18 protein-coding genes, 1 tRNA gene and 1 pseudogene are annotated in these 18,374 nt (G+C 49.7%); 10 read left to right on the plus strand and 10 right to left on the minus strand.

What is annotated here, in order from left to right:
* Positions 1 to 68: 68 nt before the first annotated feature.
* Positions 69 to 2,351, minus strand: coding sequence for an AAA family ATPase (locus D515_RS08060; protein ID WP_002537646.1), 2,283 nt, complete (start codon positions 2,349 to 2,351; stop codon positions 69 to 71).
* A 205-nt stretch (positions 2,352 to 2,556) separates the two neighbouring features.
* On the opposite strand from D515_RS08060, the gene D515_RS08065 reads away from it, so the two are divergent.
* The gene (locus D515_RS08065; protein WP_002537648.1) at positions 2,557 to 3,795 is read left to right on the plus strand and encodes a multifunctional CCA addition/repair protein; all 1,239 of its coding nucleotides are present in this window, start codon (positions 2,557 to 2,559) and stop codon (positions 3,793 to 3,795) included.
* 142 nt (positions 3,796 to 3,937) lie between these two features.
* On the opposite strand, the gene D515_RS08070 is transcribed toward D515_RS08065, so the two are convergent.
* From D515_RS08070 to folB, 3 genes are read right to left on the minus strand one after another with little or no spacing between them, the layout of a single operon-like run.
* Positions 3,938 to 4,741: an undecaprenyl-diphosphate phosphatase gene (locus tag D515_RS08070; protein WP_002537649.1), complete on the minus strand. Its 804-nt coding sequence runs from the start codon at positions 4,739 to 4,741 to the stop codon at positions 3,938 to 3,940.
* A 22-nt stretch (positions 4,742 to 4,763) separates the two neighbouring features.
* Positions 4,764 to 5,249: a 2-amino-4-hydroxy-6-hydroxymethyldihydropteridine diphosphokinase gene (gene folK, locus D515_RS08075; protein ID WP_002537650.1), complete on the minus strand. Its 486-nt coding sequence runs from the start codon at positions 5,247 to 5,249 to the stop codon at positions 4,764 to 4,766.
* A complete protein-coding gene (gene folB, locus D515_RS08080) occupies positions 5,246 to 5,605 on the minus strand; it encodes a bifunctional dihydroneopterin aldolase/7,8-dihydroneopterin epimerase (protein WP_039849772.1) in 360 nt (119 codons plus the stop codon). Before folB ends, folK begins: the two co-directional genes overlap by 4 nt.
* A gap of 194 nt (positions 5,606 to 5,799) precedes the next feature.
* On the opposite strand from folB, the gene plsY reads away from it, so the two are divergent.
* Positions 5,800 to 6,432, plus strand: a complete 633-nt coding sequence (plsY, locus tag D515_RS08085; RefSeq protein WP_002537653.1) for a glycerol-3-phosphate 1-O-acyltransferase PlsY — start codon at positions 5,800 to 5,802, stop codon at positions 6,430 to 6,432.
* Between the two features lie 185 nt (positions 6,433 to 6,617).
* On the opposite strand, the gene tsaD is transcribed toward plsY, so the two are convergent.
* Positions 6,618 to 7,637 carry a tRNA (adenosine(37)-N6)-threonylcarbamoyltransferase complex transferase subunit TsaD gene (gene tsaD / locus D515_RS08090; protein WP_002537654.1) on the minus strand — a complete coding sequence of 340 codons (1,020 nt, stop codon included), beginning with the start codon at positions 7,635 to 7,637 and terminating at the stop codon, positions 6,618 to 6,620.
* A 208-nt stretch (positions 7,638 to 7,845) separates the two neighbouring features.
* Between tsaD and rpsU the strand changes: the two genes are divergently transcribed.
* The 6 genes and pseudogenes from rpsU (at position 7,846) to D515_RS25235 (ending at position 13,447) form a co-directional block, all read left to right on the plus strand.
* Positions 7,846 to 8,061, plus strand: a complete 216-nt coding sequence (gene rpsU / locus D515_RS08095) for a 30S ribosomal protein S21 (protein WP_002537656.1) — start codon at positions 7,846 to 7,848, stop codon at positions 8,059 to 8,061.
* A gap of 24 nt (positions 8,062 to 8,085) precedes the next feature.
* A complete protein-coding gene (locus tag D515_RS08100; RefSeq protein WP_002537657.1) occupies positions 8,086 to 8,529 on the plus strand; it encodes a GatB/YqeY domain-containing protein in 444 nt (147 codons plus the stop codon).
* Between the two features lie 123 nt (positions 8,530 to 8,652).
* Positions 8,653 to 10,407: a DNA primase gene (gene dnaG / locus D515_RS08105; protein ID WP_002537658.1), complete on the plus strand. Its 1,755-nt coding sequence runs from the start codon at positions 8,653 to 8,655 to the stop codon at positions 10,405 to 10,407.
* A gap of 81 nt (positions 10,408 to 10,488) precedes the next feature.
* Positions 10,489 to 12,336, plus strand: a pseudogene (rpoD, locus tag D515_RS08110) (RNA polymerase sigma factor RpoD); the annotation flags it as partial.
* 153 nt (positions 12,337 to 12,489) lie between these two features.
* Positions 12,490 to 12,565 (plus strand) — tRNA-Ile (locus D515_RS08115).
* Positions 12,566 to 12,997: 432 nt separating this feature from the next.
* Entirely contained in the window at positions 12,998 to 13,447 is a 450-nt protein-coding gene (locus D515_RS25235) for a helix-turn-helix transcriptional regulator (protein WP_083939854.1), read from the plus strand.
* A 194-nt stretch (positions 13,448 to 13,641) separates the two neighbouring features.
* Here D515_RS25235 and D515_RS25980 read toward each other — a convergent pair whose 3' ends face one another.
* The gene (locus tag D515_RS25980) at positions 13,642 to 13,791 is read right to left on the minus strand and encodes a hypothetical protein (RefSeq protein WP_192815501.1); all 150 of its coding nucleotides are present in this window, start codon (positions 13,789 to 13,791) and stop codon (positions 13,642 to 13,644) included.
* A 201-nt stretch (positions 13,792 to 13,992) separates the two neighbouring features.
* Here D515_RS25980 and D515_RS08130 point away from each other — a divergent pair, with 201 nt between their 5' ends.
* Positions 13,993 to 14,181 carry a hypothetical protein gene (locus tag D515_RS08130; protein WP_002537660.1) on the plus strand — a complete coding sequence of 63 codons (189 nt, stop codon included), beginning with the start codon at positions 13,993 to 13,995 and terminating at the stop codon, positions 14,179 to 14,181.
* An 89-nt stretch (positions 14,182 to 14,270) separates the two neighbouring features.
* Positions 14,271 to 14,711, plus strand: a complete 441-nt coding sequence (locus D515_RS08135; protein WP_002537663.1) for a thermonuclease family protein — start codon at positions 14,271 to 14,273, stop codon at positions 14,709 to 14,711.
* Between the two features lie 64 nt (positions 14,712 to 14,775).
* Here D515_RS08135 and D515_RS08140 read toward each other — a convergent pair whose 3' ends face one another.
* The 4 genes from D515_RS08140 to D515_RS08155 form a co-directional block, all read right to left on the minus strand.
* Complete coding sequence (locus tag D515_RS08140) at positions 14,776 to 15,300, minus strand: hypothetical protein (protein ID WP_152442357.1); 525 nt, start codon at positions 15,298 to 15,300, stop codon at positions 14,776 to 14,778.
* Positions 15,297 to 16,391, minus strand: a complete 1,095-nt coding sequence (locus D515_RS08145; protein ID WP_002537666.1) for a hypothetical protein — start codon at positions 16,389 to 16,391, stop codon at positions 15,297 to 15,299. Before D515_RS08145 ends, D515_RS08140 begins: the two co-directional genes overlap by 4 nt.
* 231 nt (positions 16,392 to 16,622) lie before the next feature.
* On the minus strand, positions 16,623 to 17,876 hold the full coding sequence (locus tag D515_RS08150) for a Y-family DNA polymerase (RefSeq protein ID WP_002537668.1): 1,254 nt from the start codon (positions 17,874 to 17,876) through the stop codon (positions 16,623 to 16,625).
* A complete protein-coding gene (locus D515_RS08155) occupies positions 17,864 to 18,271 on the minus strand; it encodes a LexA family protein (RefSeq protein WP_002537669.1) in 408 nt (135 codons plus the stop codon). The genes D515_RS08150 and D515_RS08155 overlap by 13 nt, the downstream gene beginning before the upstream one ends.
* Between the last annotated feature and the right edge of the window lie 103 nt (positions 18,272 to 18,374).

The following is an 18,374-nucleotide window of genomic DNA, read 5'->3' on the forward strand; positions in this document are numbered from 1 at the left end:
CCCAGAACCTAGAACCTAGGACCTAGGACCTAGGACCTAGGAAAAAACTCTAGACGCGAACTCTTGCATTACCATGTTGTTAGCGCAGGAATCGCGATAAGCGCATCTTCAAACTGCACCACCACTTGCTGAGGCTCGATACCTCGGAGTAACACACCATCTGCAACAAACTGACCTTCACGGGCTTCTTTTCCATTTACCTTCACCCAACGGTTACTCTCATTAGAGGTATAGATATGGGTTTGAAAGTCCATCGCAGGTAAGCGGTTCAATTGCGCAGAATTCAGCTCAGCAATCGGCACAACGTTGCTCTCTGGCTGAGCGCGGTCCAATTTCGCTTCCAAGGTACGAGACTTATCACTGCCCATGGCGGCTTCGACTTTCTGTGCCAGCTCAGGGGAAAGCTCAGACAAGTCCAAATCTTCCAATGTCAGCTCGTCATTCCCTTTCAGTTGTGTCTGATTCGGCGCGGTAAAGGTTGTGCTGCCGATTTCTACCACTTCAGGCTCTGACGGCTCAGACTGAGCAACCTCTTCTTCCTCAACTGGCTCAATGACAGGCTGCGGCAAAGGCTCAAGCGCAAGTTCAAAGACATCTGAATCTGGCATCACCACAATCTCACCATCTGAAAGCGCCAGCTTCTCGCCCGGAGTAGCATCAATGCTGCCCACCAGCGTTGGCCCAGGCATTTGCAGCACAGAGTCCAGAACCATAAAGGTCATAGCTCCAGGGATACCGTCAGCATCCAAGCCTTTGCTGCGCTGGAACTCACGCACTTTCACGCGCTGCTCTTGACCAAAGGTATTAGATACCGGCGCATTCTCGCCCAGCACCAGATTCAGGCGCTGATCCAGCCACTGAACGCGCTCGCCGCGCTGACCAAAGCGGATAAAGTTCGAGTTGCCCAATGGCGGACGCCAAAGCACCAAGGCTTCGCCGCTCCAGTATTGGTTCAGGAATTCTTCGCTGACCAGCAGACGTTTGTCAGCTGCCAGCAATTCAAACTGACCGTCACCTCTGCCATACAACACGGCAAACCAATTCTGGCCACCTGTGCCGTTCATTTCCAACACTGCTGGGCGGTCGATGGTCAACAATTGGGAAAGCGGTAAGTTTCCTTTAAAGCAGGCAAGCTCGCCACGCACATCTGATGAACAGCCCGCTGCCAACACATCGGCATCAAAGCCCCAAAGCTTATAAAGGGACTGCATCGACGAACCTGCACTCAGACTCTCACGAGTCACTTCGCTAAGTGGCAAAGTGACAATAGTCTGGACCGGCTTGTTAGCCTCGACTTTCACCACAGGTGCCGGCTCGGAAACGACAACGACAGGCGCTGGTTGTTCAACCACTTCAACAACAGCCGGCTGAGTGACAACCACAGGAGCAGGAGATTCTGTGGCGACCACAATCGCTTCGTCCTCGCTGCCAACACCGAGCCCAACCCGAATAGCGATAGCAAGTAAGGCTGCACCACCAATCGCACCGGCATAAACAGGCCAATAACGTTTGTAGTCAGTCTGTGGCTTGCTTTGTACCACGCCCTGCCATTCCAATACGTCCTGACAAGCACGCGCCGCAATGACTTTATTGACCTTCTGGCGCGATTCTTTAAACGCCATCTTCAGCGCTTTATCACACACCAGGTTCACCAGACGTGGCACACCGCCCGTTTCGTTGGCAATCAGTTTAATGGCAGCCCCATCAAACAAAGGCTCCAAACCACCTGCGCAGCTGATACGGTGCGTGATGTATTGATGAACTTCATCCGGCGAGAGCGGCATCAGGTGATAACGCGCGGTAATGCGCTGAGCAAGCTGACGAAGATTAGACTGACGCAGCATTTGCTGCAGCTCAGGCTGACCAATCAGAATCACTTTTAACAGCTTGCGGTAAGAGGTTTCGATATTGGTAAGAAGGCGAAGCTGCTCCAACACATCCGGCATTAAATGCTGGGCTTCATCCACCAGCAACACAGTTTGGATGCCTTTGGATTCGTTATTGAACAGCTTATCGGATATGGCGTCATAGAGGCGCTTAAAGCTGTCTTCCTCTTTGTATTCCACGCCCAGCTCATCGCAAAGCGTTTGAAGCAGTTCGAGAACAGACACACTCGGATTCAGGATCGTTGCAACCTGCGTTTTCTCAGGCATGCGATCCAACAAGGCTTTCATGGTGGTGGTTTTACCCGTCCCCACTTCACCGGTTAAAAGCGCCAAACCGCCGCCATCCTCAATGCCGTTCAAGACATGACTCAGCGCTTCTTTGTGCCTTTCGCTCAAAAAGTAAAATTTAGGGTTGGGCACGATCGCAAATGGCGACTCGGTTAACCGGAAAAAGTCTTGGTACATGAATATTTCTCTGTTCCCTCAATGGCTCGCAAGGTAGCGCGGCCTAAAGATGAAGTAAAGCCAGTCACAGCTTCAGACTGTGTAATCAGGGACAGGTTCGCAGCTTTTACACACATCCCTGTATTCTGCGCACGGTTCGCGCCTGCATAGACCCATGGTTTCGGTATATGATGATCACATTATTGCTTAGATTTCGGATAGTAATGTGAAAACCTACCTTGTCGGCGGTGCCGTTCGCGACGAACTCCTCGGCCTGGAAGTCAAAGATCGGGACTGGGTCGTGGTCGGCGCAGACATTGATTCCATGCTAAACGCTGGTTACCAGCAAGTGGGCTCGGACTTCCCCGTTTTCCTCCACCCTAAAACCCATGAAGAGCATGCACTGGCGCGCACAGAACGCAAATCAGGTAAAGGCTACACAGGTTTTGTTTGTGATTTCGCACCAGATGTCACACTGGAAGAAGACCTGCAGCGACGCGATCTGACCATCAATGCCATTGCGAAAGCCGAAGATGGATCTCTCATTGACCCTTACGGTGGCCAGCAAGATCTCAACGATCGTCTGCTTCGCCATGTTTCCCCTGCTTTTGTAGAAGACCCGCTACGCGTGCTGCGCGTTGCACGCTTTGCGGCGAGATTTCATCATCTTGGTTTTCGCGTGGCTGATGAAACCCTCGCGATGATGCAGGAAATCGTCGAAAGCGGCGAGCTTGACGCCCTGACCGCCGAGCGCGTCTGGAAAGAATGGGAAAAGTCACTCACCTCCCAGCATCCTGAAGTGTTCTTAAGCGTGCTGCGAGACTGCGGTGCATTGGCTGTCGTGCTGCCTGAGATAGACGCCCTGTTCGGCGTACCTCAGCCCGAACAGTGGCATCCGGAAATCGACACCGGTATTCACACCCTAATGGTCGCCAGACAAGCTGCATTACTGACGGAAGACCCAGTCATCCGCTTTGCTGCTCAAGTTCATGATTTGGGCAAGGGGCTGACACCACAGGAGGAATGGCCAAGCCACAAGCTACATACCAAGCTCGGTTTGAAACCGATTAAAACCCTGTGCGAGCGCATCCGTGTACCGAACGCCTACCGCGACGCCGCCCTTCTGGTCTGCGCCGAGCACACCAATGTACACAACGCAGGCGAATTAAAAGCCGCCACTTTCGTCAAGATATTTGACCGCAATGACTGCTGGCGAAAGCCCGAGAAAATCCCTCAGCTCGCCACCGCAAGCAAAGCCGATCACCAAGGCCGCACAGGATTTGAAGAGCGTGACTATCCGCAGTCAGCATGGCTGACCGGCGCGTTTGATGCAGCAAGTGCTGTGGAAGTGAAACCGATTGTCGCTGCAGGTTTTAAAGGCCCAGCAATACGGGAAGAGCTGACAAAGCAGCGAATTGAAGCGGTGAAAAAGTATCTGGAAGGGAATAGGGTCCTAGGGTCCTAGGGTCCTAGGGTCCTAGAAGGCAGTATCTCCAACTTCAGACGTAAAAAAGCGGCACTGTTAGCAGTTGCCGCTTTTTCTATTCCTAGGATCTGCTCTTGCTATTCCTAGGGCCTAGGATCTGCTTTTCCAAGCCCTCAAGCTCTTATCGCGTCGCCAGGAACGCCATTAGGCCAAGACCCAGCGCCACACGGTAAATCACGAATGGCTTCATGCCCATCTTGGTCACGAGTTTCAGGAACCAGTGGATACACGCATACGCACTGATGAATGAAACCAGCACACCAGTCATGATCGGCGCCCACATGACAGGTACGTCACTTTTCACCAGACCAAGGCCAAGGTAAGAACCCGCCAGTACGATGATTGGAATCGACATCAGGAAAGAAAAACGCGCCGCAGCTTCACGGGTGTAACCCAGGTAAAGGGCCATGGTCATGGTCGCGCCAGAACGGGAAGTACCCGGGATCATCGCCAGCGCCTGTGCAATACCAATCCACAGCGCCATTTTCGGCGTGGTTTTGTATTCGTCAAACTCGCATTTGGCTTTCACATCAACCCACCAAAGCAGCAGGCCGAAAACAATACAGGTCACCGCAATCACCCACGCTGAACGCAGATAAATTTCGATGATATCTTTCATGAAAAGGCCAAACAGACAGGCTGGAATCGTCGCCAGTGCAATCATCCATGCCAGCGTGGCATCAGAAGAACGCTCGCCTTTGAAGATGGAGCGGAAGAATGCGCCCAGCAATTGCGTTACTTCCTTTCGGAAGTAGCCCACAACAGCAAGCAAGGTACCCACGTGAACAGCAACATCAAAGGCTAAGCCCTGATCCTGCCAACCTAGAATTTCTGACGGAAGAATAAGATGCGCAGAGCTTGAGACGGGGAGGAACTCCGTCAGACCCTGAATTAAAGCCAGCGCAAAGGCTTCAAACATGCTCATAGTTTTAAGTCACTTATAGTTATTAAAGGGAAAAATCGGTCACCGGCCAAAGGGGTTGTTCTTCTGAGAAAGCATCCCACGCTTCTTGATAAGTTTTGTCATCACCCGGAATGGTTTGGTCAGGGCAAAGCTCTGCCAACGGCCAAAGGGTAAAGGCAAATTTGTACACATCGTTGCGCGGCAATGTCGGGCCTTCCGGCTGCGACAGCTCACCGTAAGTCAGCAAATCGATATCCAACGTGCGATCACGGAACTTGATAGCATCTCGCTCACGCCCCCAGCGCGATTCAATCTCACGCAATGCAGCCATAATGCCTTCGAGGCTCAGTTCGGTATGAAGTTCAACGACAAGGTTATAAAAATTAGGACCTTCGAAGCCGACGGGAACAGCTTCAAAAATGCGGGAGCAACGACATTGAGGGTCGAGTTCCCTGAGTGCAGCAATACCTTCAGAGATATGATGCTCGCGCTCAATGTTCGAGCCGACGCTCACGAGAACCTGAGTCACTTGGCGCCTCGCTCAATCACCACACCCACGGTGCGGGCCTGAGGCACAGCACCTGGCTTGCTCACTTTTACGCGAACCCAAGGCACAGAGAATTGGGATTGGATCAGCGCCGCAATTTCTTCAGCAACGCGTTCCACTAGGAGAAAACGGCCGTTTTCGACCAAATCGATAATCGCACCACTCACTGAGGCATAGTCCAGTGCGTAAGCCACATCATCGCTATCTGCCGCAGGTTTATTGTCGTGTGCCATTTCAATATCAAACACCAGCTTCTGTTTGATTTGTTGTTCCCAGTCGTAGACGCCGATAGTGGTCACGACTTCAAGCTGCTCAATAAATACTAAATCCATGTTCACTCAAAAATATCAGAGGTCGGATACCCATTATGCGCAAAAGCACGTAACATCGGCTCAACCAGCGCCACGGCAAAAATAGCCTGAGCGCTCATTATATCTACACAATATCCTTAAAAAATTGGATACTTTGTGTCTGGTGCGCGAACTATACCAAGTTCTCGCCGCCCTAGCGAATGTTCAAACTGGATGACTGAATGACTGCTTTTGGCCTATTGATGATCGTACTTGCATATTTACTGGGTTCCATATCCAGCGCAGTATTGATCTGTCGTCTCTATGGCCTGCCAGACCCACGAGAACAAGGCTCAGGTAATCCAGGTGCGACCAATGTATTCCGCTTAGGTGGTCGGCTCGCTGCGGCACTCGTGCTGCTGTGCGACATGCTCAAAGGCACTATTCCTGTCTGGGTAAGCTACCTGTTGGGCGTCAATCCTTTCATGCTCGGCCTGATTGGTATCGCGGCCTGCCTCGGCCACATCTACCCCATCTTCTTTCATTTTCGTGGCGGTAAAGGGGTCGCAACTGCACTCGGTGCCATTGCACCTATAGGCTTAGATCTCACCGGCATGATGTTAGGGACATGGATAGCTGCCGTTTTAGTCACGGGCTATTCTTCTGTCGGCGCACTTCTCGCGTCTTTGTTTGCCCCACTCTTTACGTGGATGGTCAAACCCCAGTTCACCATGCCTGTCGCCATGCTCTCCTGTCTTATCATTTTCCGCCATCAGGAAAACATTAAACGTCTCATCCGTGGCGAAGAGCAGAAGATCTGGAACAAAAAGAAGAAGCTGGCGGAGAGTGAAGAGCAGGAAGGGAAAGAGATTTGAGGTCCTAGGGTCCTAGGGTCCTAGGGTCCTAGGGTCCTAGGGTCCTAGAAGAGATTGGCCCCAACACAGACAAATAAAAAAAGCGGCACTGAAATTCAGTTGCCGCTTTTTCTGTTCTATAAGCTCTGCTTTTTGCTCTTCCTAGGATCTAGGACCTTTCTTTTTCTAGGACCTGTTCTTCACTCTTACCCTTCAATCGGCTTAAGCGTATCAATCGGCCAGCGTGGGAAAGCTTTCACGCCCAAATCATTGTGCTCGCCGTTTTTCAGGCGCTGCATGCCAGCGTAAGCAATCATGGCACCGTTGTCGGTACAGAACTCAGTGCGTGGGTAGTAAACTTCACCACCGATATTGTTCGCCAGCTCTTCCAGCTTGGCACGTAGGTGACGGTTAGCACTCACGCCGCCAGCAATCACCACACGCTTCATACCGCACTGTTTCAGAGCGCGCTTACACTTGATCACCAGGGTATCAACGACAGCATCTTCAAACGCACGGGCGATATCAGCGCGGGTTTGGTCGTCATTGTCGTTCGCGGCAATGGTGTTGGCGGTGAAGGTTTTCAAGCCAGAAAAGCTCATGTCCAAGCCGGGTACATTGGTCATTGGACGTGGGAAAGTGAAGCGGCTGCTGTCGCCTTTTTCTGCCAGCTTAGAAAGCAGAGGGCCACCCGGGTAATCCAGGTTCATCAGCTTCGCAGTTTTGTCGAACGCTTCGCCGGCAGCATCATCAATCGATTCGCCAAGGATCTGGTATTCACCGATACCTTTTACTTCAACGATCATCGAGTGACCGCCTGATACCAGCAGCGCAATAAACGGGAACGGAGGAGGGTTATCTTCCAGCATCGGCGCCAGCAAGTGACCTTCCATATGATGAACTGCCACCGCAGGAATGTCCCACGCATAAGCCAGACTTCGGCCAATCGTCGCACCAACCAACAGTGCTCCCACCAGACCCGGACCTGCCGTGTAAGCCACGCCATCCAAGTCTTTCGGCGTCAGGCCCGCTTCTTTCAGCGCAGCTTTAACCAGCGGAATCGTCTTCTTAACGTGATCGCGAGAAGCCAGTTCAGGCACCACACCGCCGTAATCAGCATGCAGTTTTACCTGGCTGTATAACTGGTGCGCTAACAGACCTTTTTCATCATCATAAATAGCCACGCCGGTCTCATCGCACGACGTCTCGATGCCCAGAATTCGCATAACACCTCAGCTCACTTGGATCACAGATCGATCCGCTTTCGATCTGCTGGTTTCTAAATCAGGCGGCAATCTTACATGGGCGGCATCAAATTCACCAGTTATGCTTTACAAGCACCCTAGTATCGGATTAGAATTCCGCACCATTTTTAATCAAAGCTGGTCAATCTGTCTCCAGCGATAACTGACTAACCCCTGAGGTGAAAGGCACATGCCAGTAGTTAAAGTACGTGAAAACGAACCATTCGACGTAGCACTGCGTCGCTTCAAGCGCTCTTGTGAAAAAGCAGGTATCCTTTCTGAAGTTCGCCGTCGTGAGCACTTCGAAAAGCCGACTACCGTTCGCAAACGCGCTAAAGCAGCTGCAGTTAAACGCCACCTGAAAAAGCTGGCTCGCGAAAACGCACGTCGCGTTCGCCTGTACTAATTACGATTAATACAGGATTGCGAGATGGAATTGATTGAACGTCTGAAAGACGAACAAAAAACGGCGATGAAAGCCAAAGACAAACCTCGTCTTGGCACTATCCGTTTGATCATGGCTGCAATTAAACAGCAAGAAGTTGACGGTCAGAAAACTCTGAACGAAGACGAAGTGCTGGCAGTGATGACCAAAATGGTTAAGCAGCGTCGTGATTCTGTTTCGCAATATCAGTCAGCAGGCCGTGATGACCTGGCTGATGTGGAACTGGCAGAAATTTCCGTTCTGGAAGAGTTCATGCCAAAGCCACTCAGCGACGAAGAAGTTGATGCTCTGGTGAAAGAAGCCATCGCAACTTCTGGAGCAGGCTCCATGCAAGACATGGGTAAAGTCATGGCCGTTCTGAAACCTTTGGTTCAGGGCCGAGCTGACATGGGTAAAATCAGCCAATTGGTTAAAGCTAATCTGGCTTAACTTTTATCCGACCTGCAAACAAGCCGTGCTATCCATTTTTGGAGTGCGCGGCTTGTTCGTATTCGCTCAGTAGCAAATACTGAGAGTACCCTCTTCTCTTATTCACCGAATGCATAAAGGTTTATGGCAGGAAAGATCCCACGCTCATTCATTGATGATCTGCTAGCACGACTCGATATTGTCGAGCTAATAGACGCGCGGGTGAAACTCAAAAAGCAAGGCAAAAACTACGGTGCCTGCTGTCCTTTCCATAACGAAAAAACCCCGTCTTTCTCCGTCAGCCAAGAGAAACAGTTCTATCATTGTTTTGGTTGTGGTGCGCACGGCAATGCCATCGACTTCGTCATGGAGTTCGATCGCCTTGAATTTGTCGAAGCCATCGAAGAATTAGCGTCTTCGCTCGGTCTAGATGTACCAAGAGAGCAATCCGGCGGTGGTGCCCCAAAAGGGCCTTATGCACGCAGCGATCAAAAACGCGACCTCTACCAGATGATGGGCCAAATCGCCCAGTTTTATCAGGGTGGTCTGCGTAATGAAGCGGGTAAAATAGCGATTGATTACCTTAAAGGCCGTGGCCTTTCCGGTGAAATCGTACAGAAGTTTGGGATTGGCTACGTCGCTGACGAATGGGATCAGGTGCGTTCACGCTTTGGCCGTGATAACACCAGCCAGCAGGCGCTGGTATCAACCGGCATGCTGATAGAAAACGACAACGGACGCCGTTACGACCGCTTCCGTGGCCGTGTAATGTTCCCTATTCGTGACCGTCGTGGACGTGTTATCGGTTTTGGTGGCCGCGTGATTGGCGATGGCACACCGAAATACCTCAACTCACCGGAAACGCCGATATTCCACAAAGGACGTGAGTTGTATGGCCTGTACGAAGTGCTACAGGCACACCGCGAGCCCAAGCAATTACTCGTTGTTGAAGGTTACATGGACGTGGTCGCCCTGGGGCAATTTGGCATTGATTATGCCGTTGCATCACTGGGCACCGCGACCACCGCAGAACATATGCAAACCATGTTCCGCCAGACATCCAACGTGATTTGCTGCTACGACGGTGACCGCGCAGGACGTGACGCCGCATGGCGTGCAATGGAGCAGGCACTTCCCCACTTGGTAGATGGACGCCAGCTCAAATTCATGTTCCTGCCAGACGGTGAAGACCCGGATTCCATGGTTCGACAGGAAGGCAAAGAAGGCTTTGAACAGCGCCTTGCAGGTGCCATGTCACTGTCAGAATTTCTGTTTAATACCTTGATGGAACAGGTCGACACCAGCAGTCAGGAAGGCAAAGCCAAGCTCACCACTTTGGCGGTGCCACTGATTGACAAAGTGCCGGGCGGCACACTTCGTCTCTACCTACGTAACATTTTGGGCCAGAAGCTAGGTCTACCTGATGAGCAACAACTCGAAAAGCTCATCAGCCGACAAGGTCAGACGCAAAAACGTCAACCTTTGCCGGAAATGAAACGTACCCCAATGAGAGAAGTGATAACCCTGTTATTGCAGAATCCAGGGTTTGTAGAAAACGTACCGCCACTTGATGGTGTGGAAGAGCTCGGGATCCCCGGCTTAAATTTATTCACCACCATGCTTGAACTTTGCCGATCCCGTCCCAATATTACGACAGGACAGCTGCTGGAACATTGGCGCGGCACAGAACAAGAAGCATTGTTAGCCAAATTGGCAAGTTGGGAACTACCTATCAACGAAAACAATGTATTAGATGTATTTTTAGACTCACTGGACAAAATTCTGGACCAGTGCGTCAAACAACAAATAGCCAAGTTGCAAGCTAAATCGAATACCGTCGGCTTATCAGTCGAAGAGAAGCGGGAGTTGCAGTTGTTAATCCTCAACCGGCCCGACTAGAAACTAGCCAGCATACTTGTATTTTGCTAAAATTGGCAGTTTGCGTTTCCGCATACTAAATTCTTCACTCAGACCCGAAGTTGGATATCGTCTATGGATCAAAATCCGCAGTCACAGCTAAAGTTGCTTGTCGCAAAAGGTAAGGAACAAGGCTATCTAACCTATGCAGAAGTAAATGACCACCTACCGGAAGACATTGTCGATTCTGATCAGATAGAAGACATCATTCAGATGATCAACGACATGGGCATTCAGGTGGTGGAAACAGCGCCAGATGCCGATGAGCTGATGATGTCTGAAACTGTCGCGGACGAAGATGCCGTCGAAGCAGCAGCAGCAGCACTTTCTAGCGTTGAATCTGAAATAGGTCGTACAACTGACCCAGTACGCATGTATATGCGTGAAATGGGTACAGTAGAACTGCTTACCCGCGAAGGCGAAATCGACATCGCCAAACGCATCGAAGATGGTATTAACCAAGTACAGGTATCGGTTGCCGAATATCCTGGCTCCATCTCATCACTGCTCGATCAGTTTGACAAAGTAGAAGCAGAAGAGCTTCGCCTGACAGACATCATTTCTGGCTTCGTAGACCCGAACCAGGAAGACATCGCCCCTACCGCCACCCACATCGGTTCAGAGCTCACCGAAGAGCAACTGGAAGATGAGGATGATGACGGCGACGACGATGATGATGACGAGGAAGAAGAAGACACTGGCATCGACCCAGAGCTAGCACGCGAAAAGTTTAACGACTTGCGTCTGGCTTACGAAGGCATGCAGCTGTCAATCCAGAAAAACGGCCGCTTCCACGAAGACACTGCAGGCGCCATCGCCGAACTGTCAGAAGTGTTCAAGCAATTCCGTCTGGTACCAAAACAATTCGACCGCCTGGTTAACGAAATGCGCGACACTATGGATCGCGTACGCACACAAGAACGCATCGTGATGCGCCTGTGTGTAGACCAAGCGAAAATGCCGAAGAAAACCTTTGTACAACTGTTCAGCGGCAACGAATCGTCAGACAGCTGGCTGGATGAAGCTCTGGCTTCAGAAAAGCCATACGTCGATCGCCTGAAGCAGTACGAAGAAGATCTTCGCCGCTGCGTACAGAAACTGAAAATCGTTGAAGACGAAACCGGCCTTTCTGTAGAGCGCGTAAAAGACATTAGCCGTCGCATGTCAATCGGTGAAGCGAAAGCACGCCGTGCGAAGAAAGAGATGGTTGAAGCGAACTTGCGTCTGGTTATTTCTATCGCCAAGAAATACACCAACCGCGGCCTGCAATTCCTGGATCTGATTCAGGAAGGTAACATCGGCCTGATGAAAGCGGTAGATAAATTCGAATACCGTCGTGGTTACAAGTTCTCGACTTACGCAACATGGTGGATCCGTCAGGCAATCACCCGTTCAATCGCAGACCAGGCACGTACTATCCGTATCCCTGTTCACATGATTGAAACCATCAACAAACTGAACCGTATCTCACGTCAGATGCTTCAGGAGATGGGTCGCGAGCCACTGCCAGAAGAACTGGCAGAGCGCATGCAAATGCCAGAAGACAAGATCCGCAAAGTGCTGAAGATCGCCAAAGAGCCAATCTCCATGGAAACCCCAATCGGTGACGATGAAGATTCACATCTGGGCGACTTTATCGAGGATACCACCCTCGAGCTGCCAATGGATTCCGCGACCATGAACAACCTCAAGATGGCAACCAGCGAAGTATTGGCTGGCCTGACGCCTCGTGAGGCAAAAGTTCTGCGCATGCGTTTCGGTATCGACATGAATACCGACCACACGCTGGAAGAAGTGGGCAAACAGTTTGACGTAACGCGTGAGCGTATCCGTCAGATTGAAGCGAAAGCACTGCGTAAACTGCGTCACCCAAGCCGCTCAGAAGTTCTGCGCAGCTTCCTGGACGAATAATCCAAGACGCATTTTAAGTAATATTGGAAAGGCGAGCACTGCTCGCCTTTTTCATTTCTGCGATTTGAACTAAGTGGCTAAAAAGCATACTGAATAGGGTGTGGTTGCGTCTAGACACCCCTGCTCCCACCCCTTATAATCAACCCCCAACACGGCCCCTTAGCTCAGTGGTTAGAGCAGTCGACTCATAATCGATTGGTCCGCAGTTCAAATCTGCGAGGGGCCACCATATTCCAGAAGGTTAGCAGGCGTAGTACCTACTAACCTTTTTTTGTGCCTGCTGATTTATAGTCAAACACTTAGTCAAACAAGGAATGGCTATCCTCGCCTTAAATGATAAGGATAAGCTTGGTGGCACATAGTTCGTGCCCACTCTGAAATAATATTCGCAACGACTTCACCATCCATTGGCCCAAACTCTTCTTTATTCGACTGATGGTAATGTACTGCTTCCCCCTGAAAACAACCGTTATAGTGACCTCCTGCCCTATCCAGTCCCTTGCCTACACGCCTTCCAATATGCGGACCATAGTAATAAGTCAGAATTTCTCTGTAGCTACTGTCTTTAGTTAGCATTGCTTGCCTCCTCTAATAAGTCTCATAGCTACACTATCACTAGGTTTAAATTTCCAAACTTTGCCACTTTCTAAGGAGTCACAGAATGGACTGGATGATTGGAAGGCACTACAAGTTTTGCAGGCCTAGAGGTGGCGTTGAATATGAGGGCAAGGTGCTAAACACGTCTGAACTGGCCATAGAGATTTCCAATAGCAAATCCAAGATAACGATTCCCCGGGCTATCTATTCTGAGCTTGTAGCGATTGAGGCCTTTTCGACGCCACAAAAAACACAAACTCCTCCGAGCAAAGAAACAGAGACCGTAACTGAAGCCGATAATTTGCCCTTGCTACTGACAGAACAAGAAGTCGCTCAGCTCATCGGTATGAGCCGCTCGTTTCTGCGGCAATCTCGTATGGAAGGTCACCGACAAAACAGAACTGATGCTCCTCCATTCATCAGAATTGGTAGAACTATTCGATATAGGTCTGAAGATGTGAAGCTATGGGTAGACGAACATAAAAGACAAAACAGCACCTACGACCAGGATTAGGCAGATATAGAGAAGTCAGAACATACATCAGGTTTTACAATTTACGATGCTTTTGATGATTTGTTTTTCAGTGTTAGAGCGCGGATAGTGCTGCAGATATTCATTTCGGTTAAAGTAGGTGGCAGCTTAACGCATAATTACTCCTGCAGTAGCAACACAACCGAATACAAGGGATTCCTTTCCCCTGCTAACCGTCAGTAGTGCTTTATTGTCTCAACAACAGCAGTCTTCTGTCGCCTCTTAGCCTTATCTACAGTAATAAAACGCCCGGTTGAGGCATCTCGTCCGACCTTAACGGTTCGCTTCGGCTGTGGTTTCTTTGTTGCTTTTTTTGCTTTAGTCATAAGCTATTCCTTTGTTTTTAATAGTCATAGACATATATGCGGACTACTGTATGTAAACACAAGGATAAAAATGGAAAAGTTTGACACTCATGACTTTTTAGCGACTTTGGCTAGGGAGTTGAACTGGTGTCCACATCTGAAGTAAATAGGACAGGCACTTTTAAAAAGCCCCTTATCTTTCGTATTTTTAGGTACGTGAGCTTGCTTGCCTCGCCTTACAGCACTGTCACCAAATGCTCAGATGATGAAGACACCGCTGCAGAGATTGCCAACGAAAAGCGGATAGCCACCGTGTTCGGTAACAATCACTCAGGTATTGCAGTAAAACGCCTTACCACTCAGACAAAACTCAAGTTCCGACAACAACAGCTACTCGATGTTTTTAGGTAGTGACAGGAAGGAAAATCACATCAGTTTTCTGGAGATCCAGACAGGAAACAAGACATTCACGGCGAAGGTGAACTACAGGTATTTCGAGCTTGAATAAGCGTTGGCTGCTGGCGGTATTAGCCACATTACTACTTATACTCCCAGCGCATACCTCCGCGAAAAGTCAGTACGGCACAGCTACTGTCAGCAAGGTCACTTCGATTTATGATGCTGATACCTTTCGGGTCAATATCGATGGTTGGCCAGCCATTGTCGGAGAGCATGTTCCCGTTCGGGTGAAGGGCGTTGATGCACCCGAAATTCGCGGGAAGTGCAAAACTGAAAAGCACTTGGCTAGAGTGGCCAAACAGTTCACCGTTGAACAACTATGCACTGCCAAAGAGATACGCCTGACAAACATCGAGCGCGGAAAGTATTTTCGCCTATTAGCAGACGTTGAAATTGATGGCCAGCTACTCGCGGATAACCTCATCAAAGCAGTAATAGCAAGGCCATATCAAGGAGGAAAGCGCGAAGCCTGGTGTGACTAGAAAATGCCCCAAAGCTGCTTCGGGCCTAGATACTCTTCACTGAAGGTAGTGTTCATATTGACCACTAATCTTCAGTGGTTTTGGTTCTGTTCAGCTTATTGTTTAGCTTTTGGTCATTCTCTTTATTAGCCAAGTCCGTTATGAAGTTAATGTTTGAAGCAATCACGCTGTAAATGCAAAACAACTGGGCATATACAAGGCAAAGTAACATACAAAGACCGGCAAACGTAAATAGCTCAGGCACTTTCAAATATAAGCTTGTATTCACTAGAAACGGCTTAATGGAAATACCAATCAGCAGCACTGCTAGTATCACCGCTGAGATAACAACAACGCCAACCAACAACTGCACCCGCTTTTTATCTTCTTCTGGGAATATAGCAGACGAGCTTGGCTGAATAACCTTACGCATGGCTTGCGGATAAATGTAAGCAATCCAAATCCCCATAATAGTAAAAATCATGGCTGACCCGTTTTGCAAAATACTAACTACAGGCGACACGTCTTTGTAGGTTATGTCGTCTTTGAATATCCAGCTAACTAAGGCAATGAAGCAAGCTAAAGCAACATGCCAAATCAAGGTTTTCATTGTCCAACCGCTTCTTCTTGTTCTTCCTCAATAAACGCTGACAGCAGCTTACCACGCGTAAACTCCATAGCTTTAAACAAACGTTCAGTTGTGTAATGCCCCGTGTCATCGCGACCACCACCTGCTAAATCGTTTACAGGTAAAATACTTTTAACAACGAAGTTATCTAACCAGACAACCCCTGAATTCTCTTTCTTGAAGCCAATGTTTCGCCATTCATCACCACCCGCATATTCACGCTCATACAGTTGGATCAGGTCTTTCAGTTCTTTTACTGTAGGCTTAGCCTCAATGTTAACTTCTACTCTTCGGTTAGCTCTTGTCACTTGACTAGAAACAAAAGGCAGTCCTTTGAATAAGTTCGTCCAACCGCTTTGCTGCACTACCTGAGCACTAATCAAATCACGCTTAACAAAATGAGTGATTTCACCTGTCAGACCTTCCAAGTCGGCTTCAGTAGTTGGTTTCTTAAACTGCTCTGAATAAGCCTGAAACCATAAATTACCTTTCTCGCCTTGCTTGGTAGGAGCAAACGAAATAGACAGATACTTACCCTTACCGCCTTTACGTTCTTTCTCAACGACTTTTCTTTGTCTGAAGTCACTATGTAGCTCCACATAGTCACGCATGAATCGGTTCATTATTTCTGTGTCAGAAACAGAGTTCGGAAAACGAATAGACGCGAAAAGATCTAACGAGGGGACAAACCAGTAATAAGCAGCTTCACCCCAAATAACGCGGTCTTCACCGACGTTATCATCGGCATTGTAAAGGTTATTGTCATTTAGCCCTGCATCAGCCTTAATACCGTATACGCCGTTACCCTGACCTATAGCACGCCAAAGGATAAGCATATAATCCCCTGTATCCTCATTGCGTTCTATTGCTTTCAAGTAAACTTTTTTGCGGTTGCCGTAGCCAACGGTTTGGTCATCCCAAAGCAGAGTATCTTCTAAAGAGATTCTGTCTTGAAACCATTCGTGTAAGGAGTCGAGCATTACATCCATACTCAAAGGTTCGAAGTAATCGTCACCTCGACGAGCAAAGCCCAACGACTTGTATTTGAAAAATGTAACCAGACCTTCGCTCATGAAAACTCCTTTTATTTATTAGAGTTAGAGTAAATCACAAACCGTGTTCAACTCAAAGTTGTTAGGCTATAAAGTGCTACTTTTGAGGTATCAAAAGTCCGCCAAAGCGGGTTTGGTTACATCGCGTATAGCTTGTGACATCAATAACAACAGCCAATTTTTGAAGCAGAGCTTCTAAAGAGGAGAATGCTAATGGTCGACTTTTGAAACTCACTTCTGTCCAAAACTCCCTCAACACCTCACCCGCGGCACATCTCCCCACCGAGTCGTATACTGCGGCGATAAATACTCACGCCGCATACCCCACTTCGGCGCAATCCCTTCCGCCGCCAGAAACACGGTGCCGGTACCATAACGCTGATTCAGCCCATCAAACGCCTTCATTAACGCAGGGTCCCCTGGCTGGGTATCAAACAAATCCGGCTGCACATGCTCGGCCCTGGCTAAATCCAACAACCCCACCCCGACCTTGTAATACTGTACGCCCAACTCGTACAACAACGGCACCAAGGCAGACACCGCCGACGTGATCACCGTGGTATCGTCCACCGGAAAGGCAAAGCGATGTAGCTGCTTAAAACTTCTCGGCTTCTCGTCATACGGCGAATTCCCCGCAAACACCATCAATACCGAACACACCGACCCCTGCGCCCGAAGCTTCGCGGCCGCAATACCCGCATGCTTACACAATGCCTGGTGAAGGGCTTCCTGCTCCACAATCCGCTCTCCCATCGAGCGGGTAGAAAAGATCTGCTGCTTATCCGCCCTGGCCACATCCCAGCCCTTACACACTTCGCCGTTTAACTCCCGCACCGTGCGTTCCATTTCCACATTAAACTCACGGCGCATCAACGCCGGTTTCTGGCGCGACAGCTGCAGCGCCGTTTCAATGCCCTGACGCTTCAACCTTTCAGAAATACGCCGACCGACACCCCAGACATCCCCTACGGCCATATGCCCCAACACATCAAGGCGCTCTGCCTCTGAGTCCAGCACACAGACACCCGCATAACCGGATAACTTCTTCGCCGCATGGTTTGCCGCTTTGGCCAACGTCAGGGTTTCCCCCATACCGACCCCGACCGCCAACCGGCACTCTTTCCATACTGCCCGACGCAAAGATTCAGCATGCACACGTAAATCCGGGATCGCCGCGCAGCGGTGAAACGACAGGAAAGATTCATCTATCGAATACACATGCTGCTCAGGCGCAAAGCGCCCTATCACCTGCATCATCTTTTCGGACAGGTCACCATAGAGTTCATAGTTCGATGAACAAACGATCACCCCCTTCATTTCACACAGGGTCCGCATTTGAAAAAACGGCTTAAACTTCTCTACTCCCAGCTCCCTGGCCTGACGGTTTGCTGCCACCACACACCCATCGTTGTTCGACAGCACAATCACCGGCTTTCCCCGCCAGTCTGGCCTAAACACCTGCTCAGCACTGCAGTAAAACGCATTGGCATCAACTAGCGCGAACATAACAAAGGACTCTCACGGTGACAGCGGATAGAGCGGACGACGACACCCTCAATAGAGAACGTATCGTGTTTGGTGATTTGCACAGAGGCGTAAGTGTCGTTAGCCGACAGCAACAAACGGCGGGACACATCGAGAAGCTTACAAACAAACTCCCCGTTAAAGTTGGCCACTATCACGTCCCCATCCCTGGCGGTGACGTGCCTATCAACAATTAGGATATCGCCATCAAAAATACCGACGCCCTGCATCGACTCCCCAGAAGCACGACCAATAAAGGTCGCGCTGGGATGCTCAACCAAGAGCTCATCCAAGCTCAGAGGCAGCTGGCGATAATCGCTCGCCGGAGATTCAAAGCCGGTGATACCGGCACTGGCAAAAATAGGGATAACGTTCATTTAAAAATACTGTTTATATATACAGTATTGATTCTATCGCTTTCTGTCTCACTGGCAAGACCCAGCTTTTCTGACAGCGGGAAAATTGAGCAACGCAGTCACT

It is taken from the genome of Grimontia indica, assembly GCF_000333895.2.
GTDB lineage: Bacteria > Pseudomonadota > Gammaproteobacteria > Enterobacterales > Vibrionaceae > Enterovibrio > Enterovibrio indicus.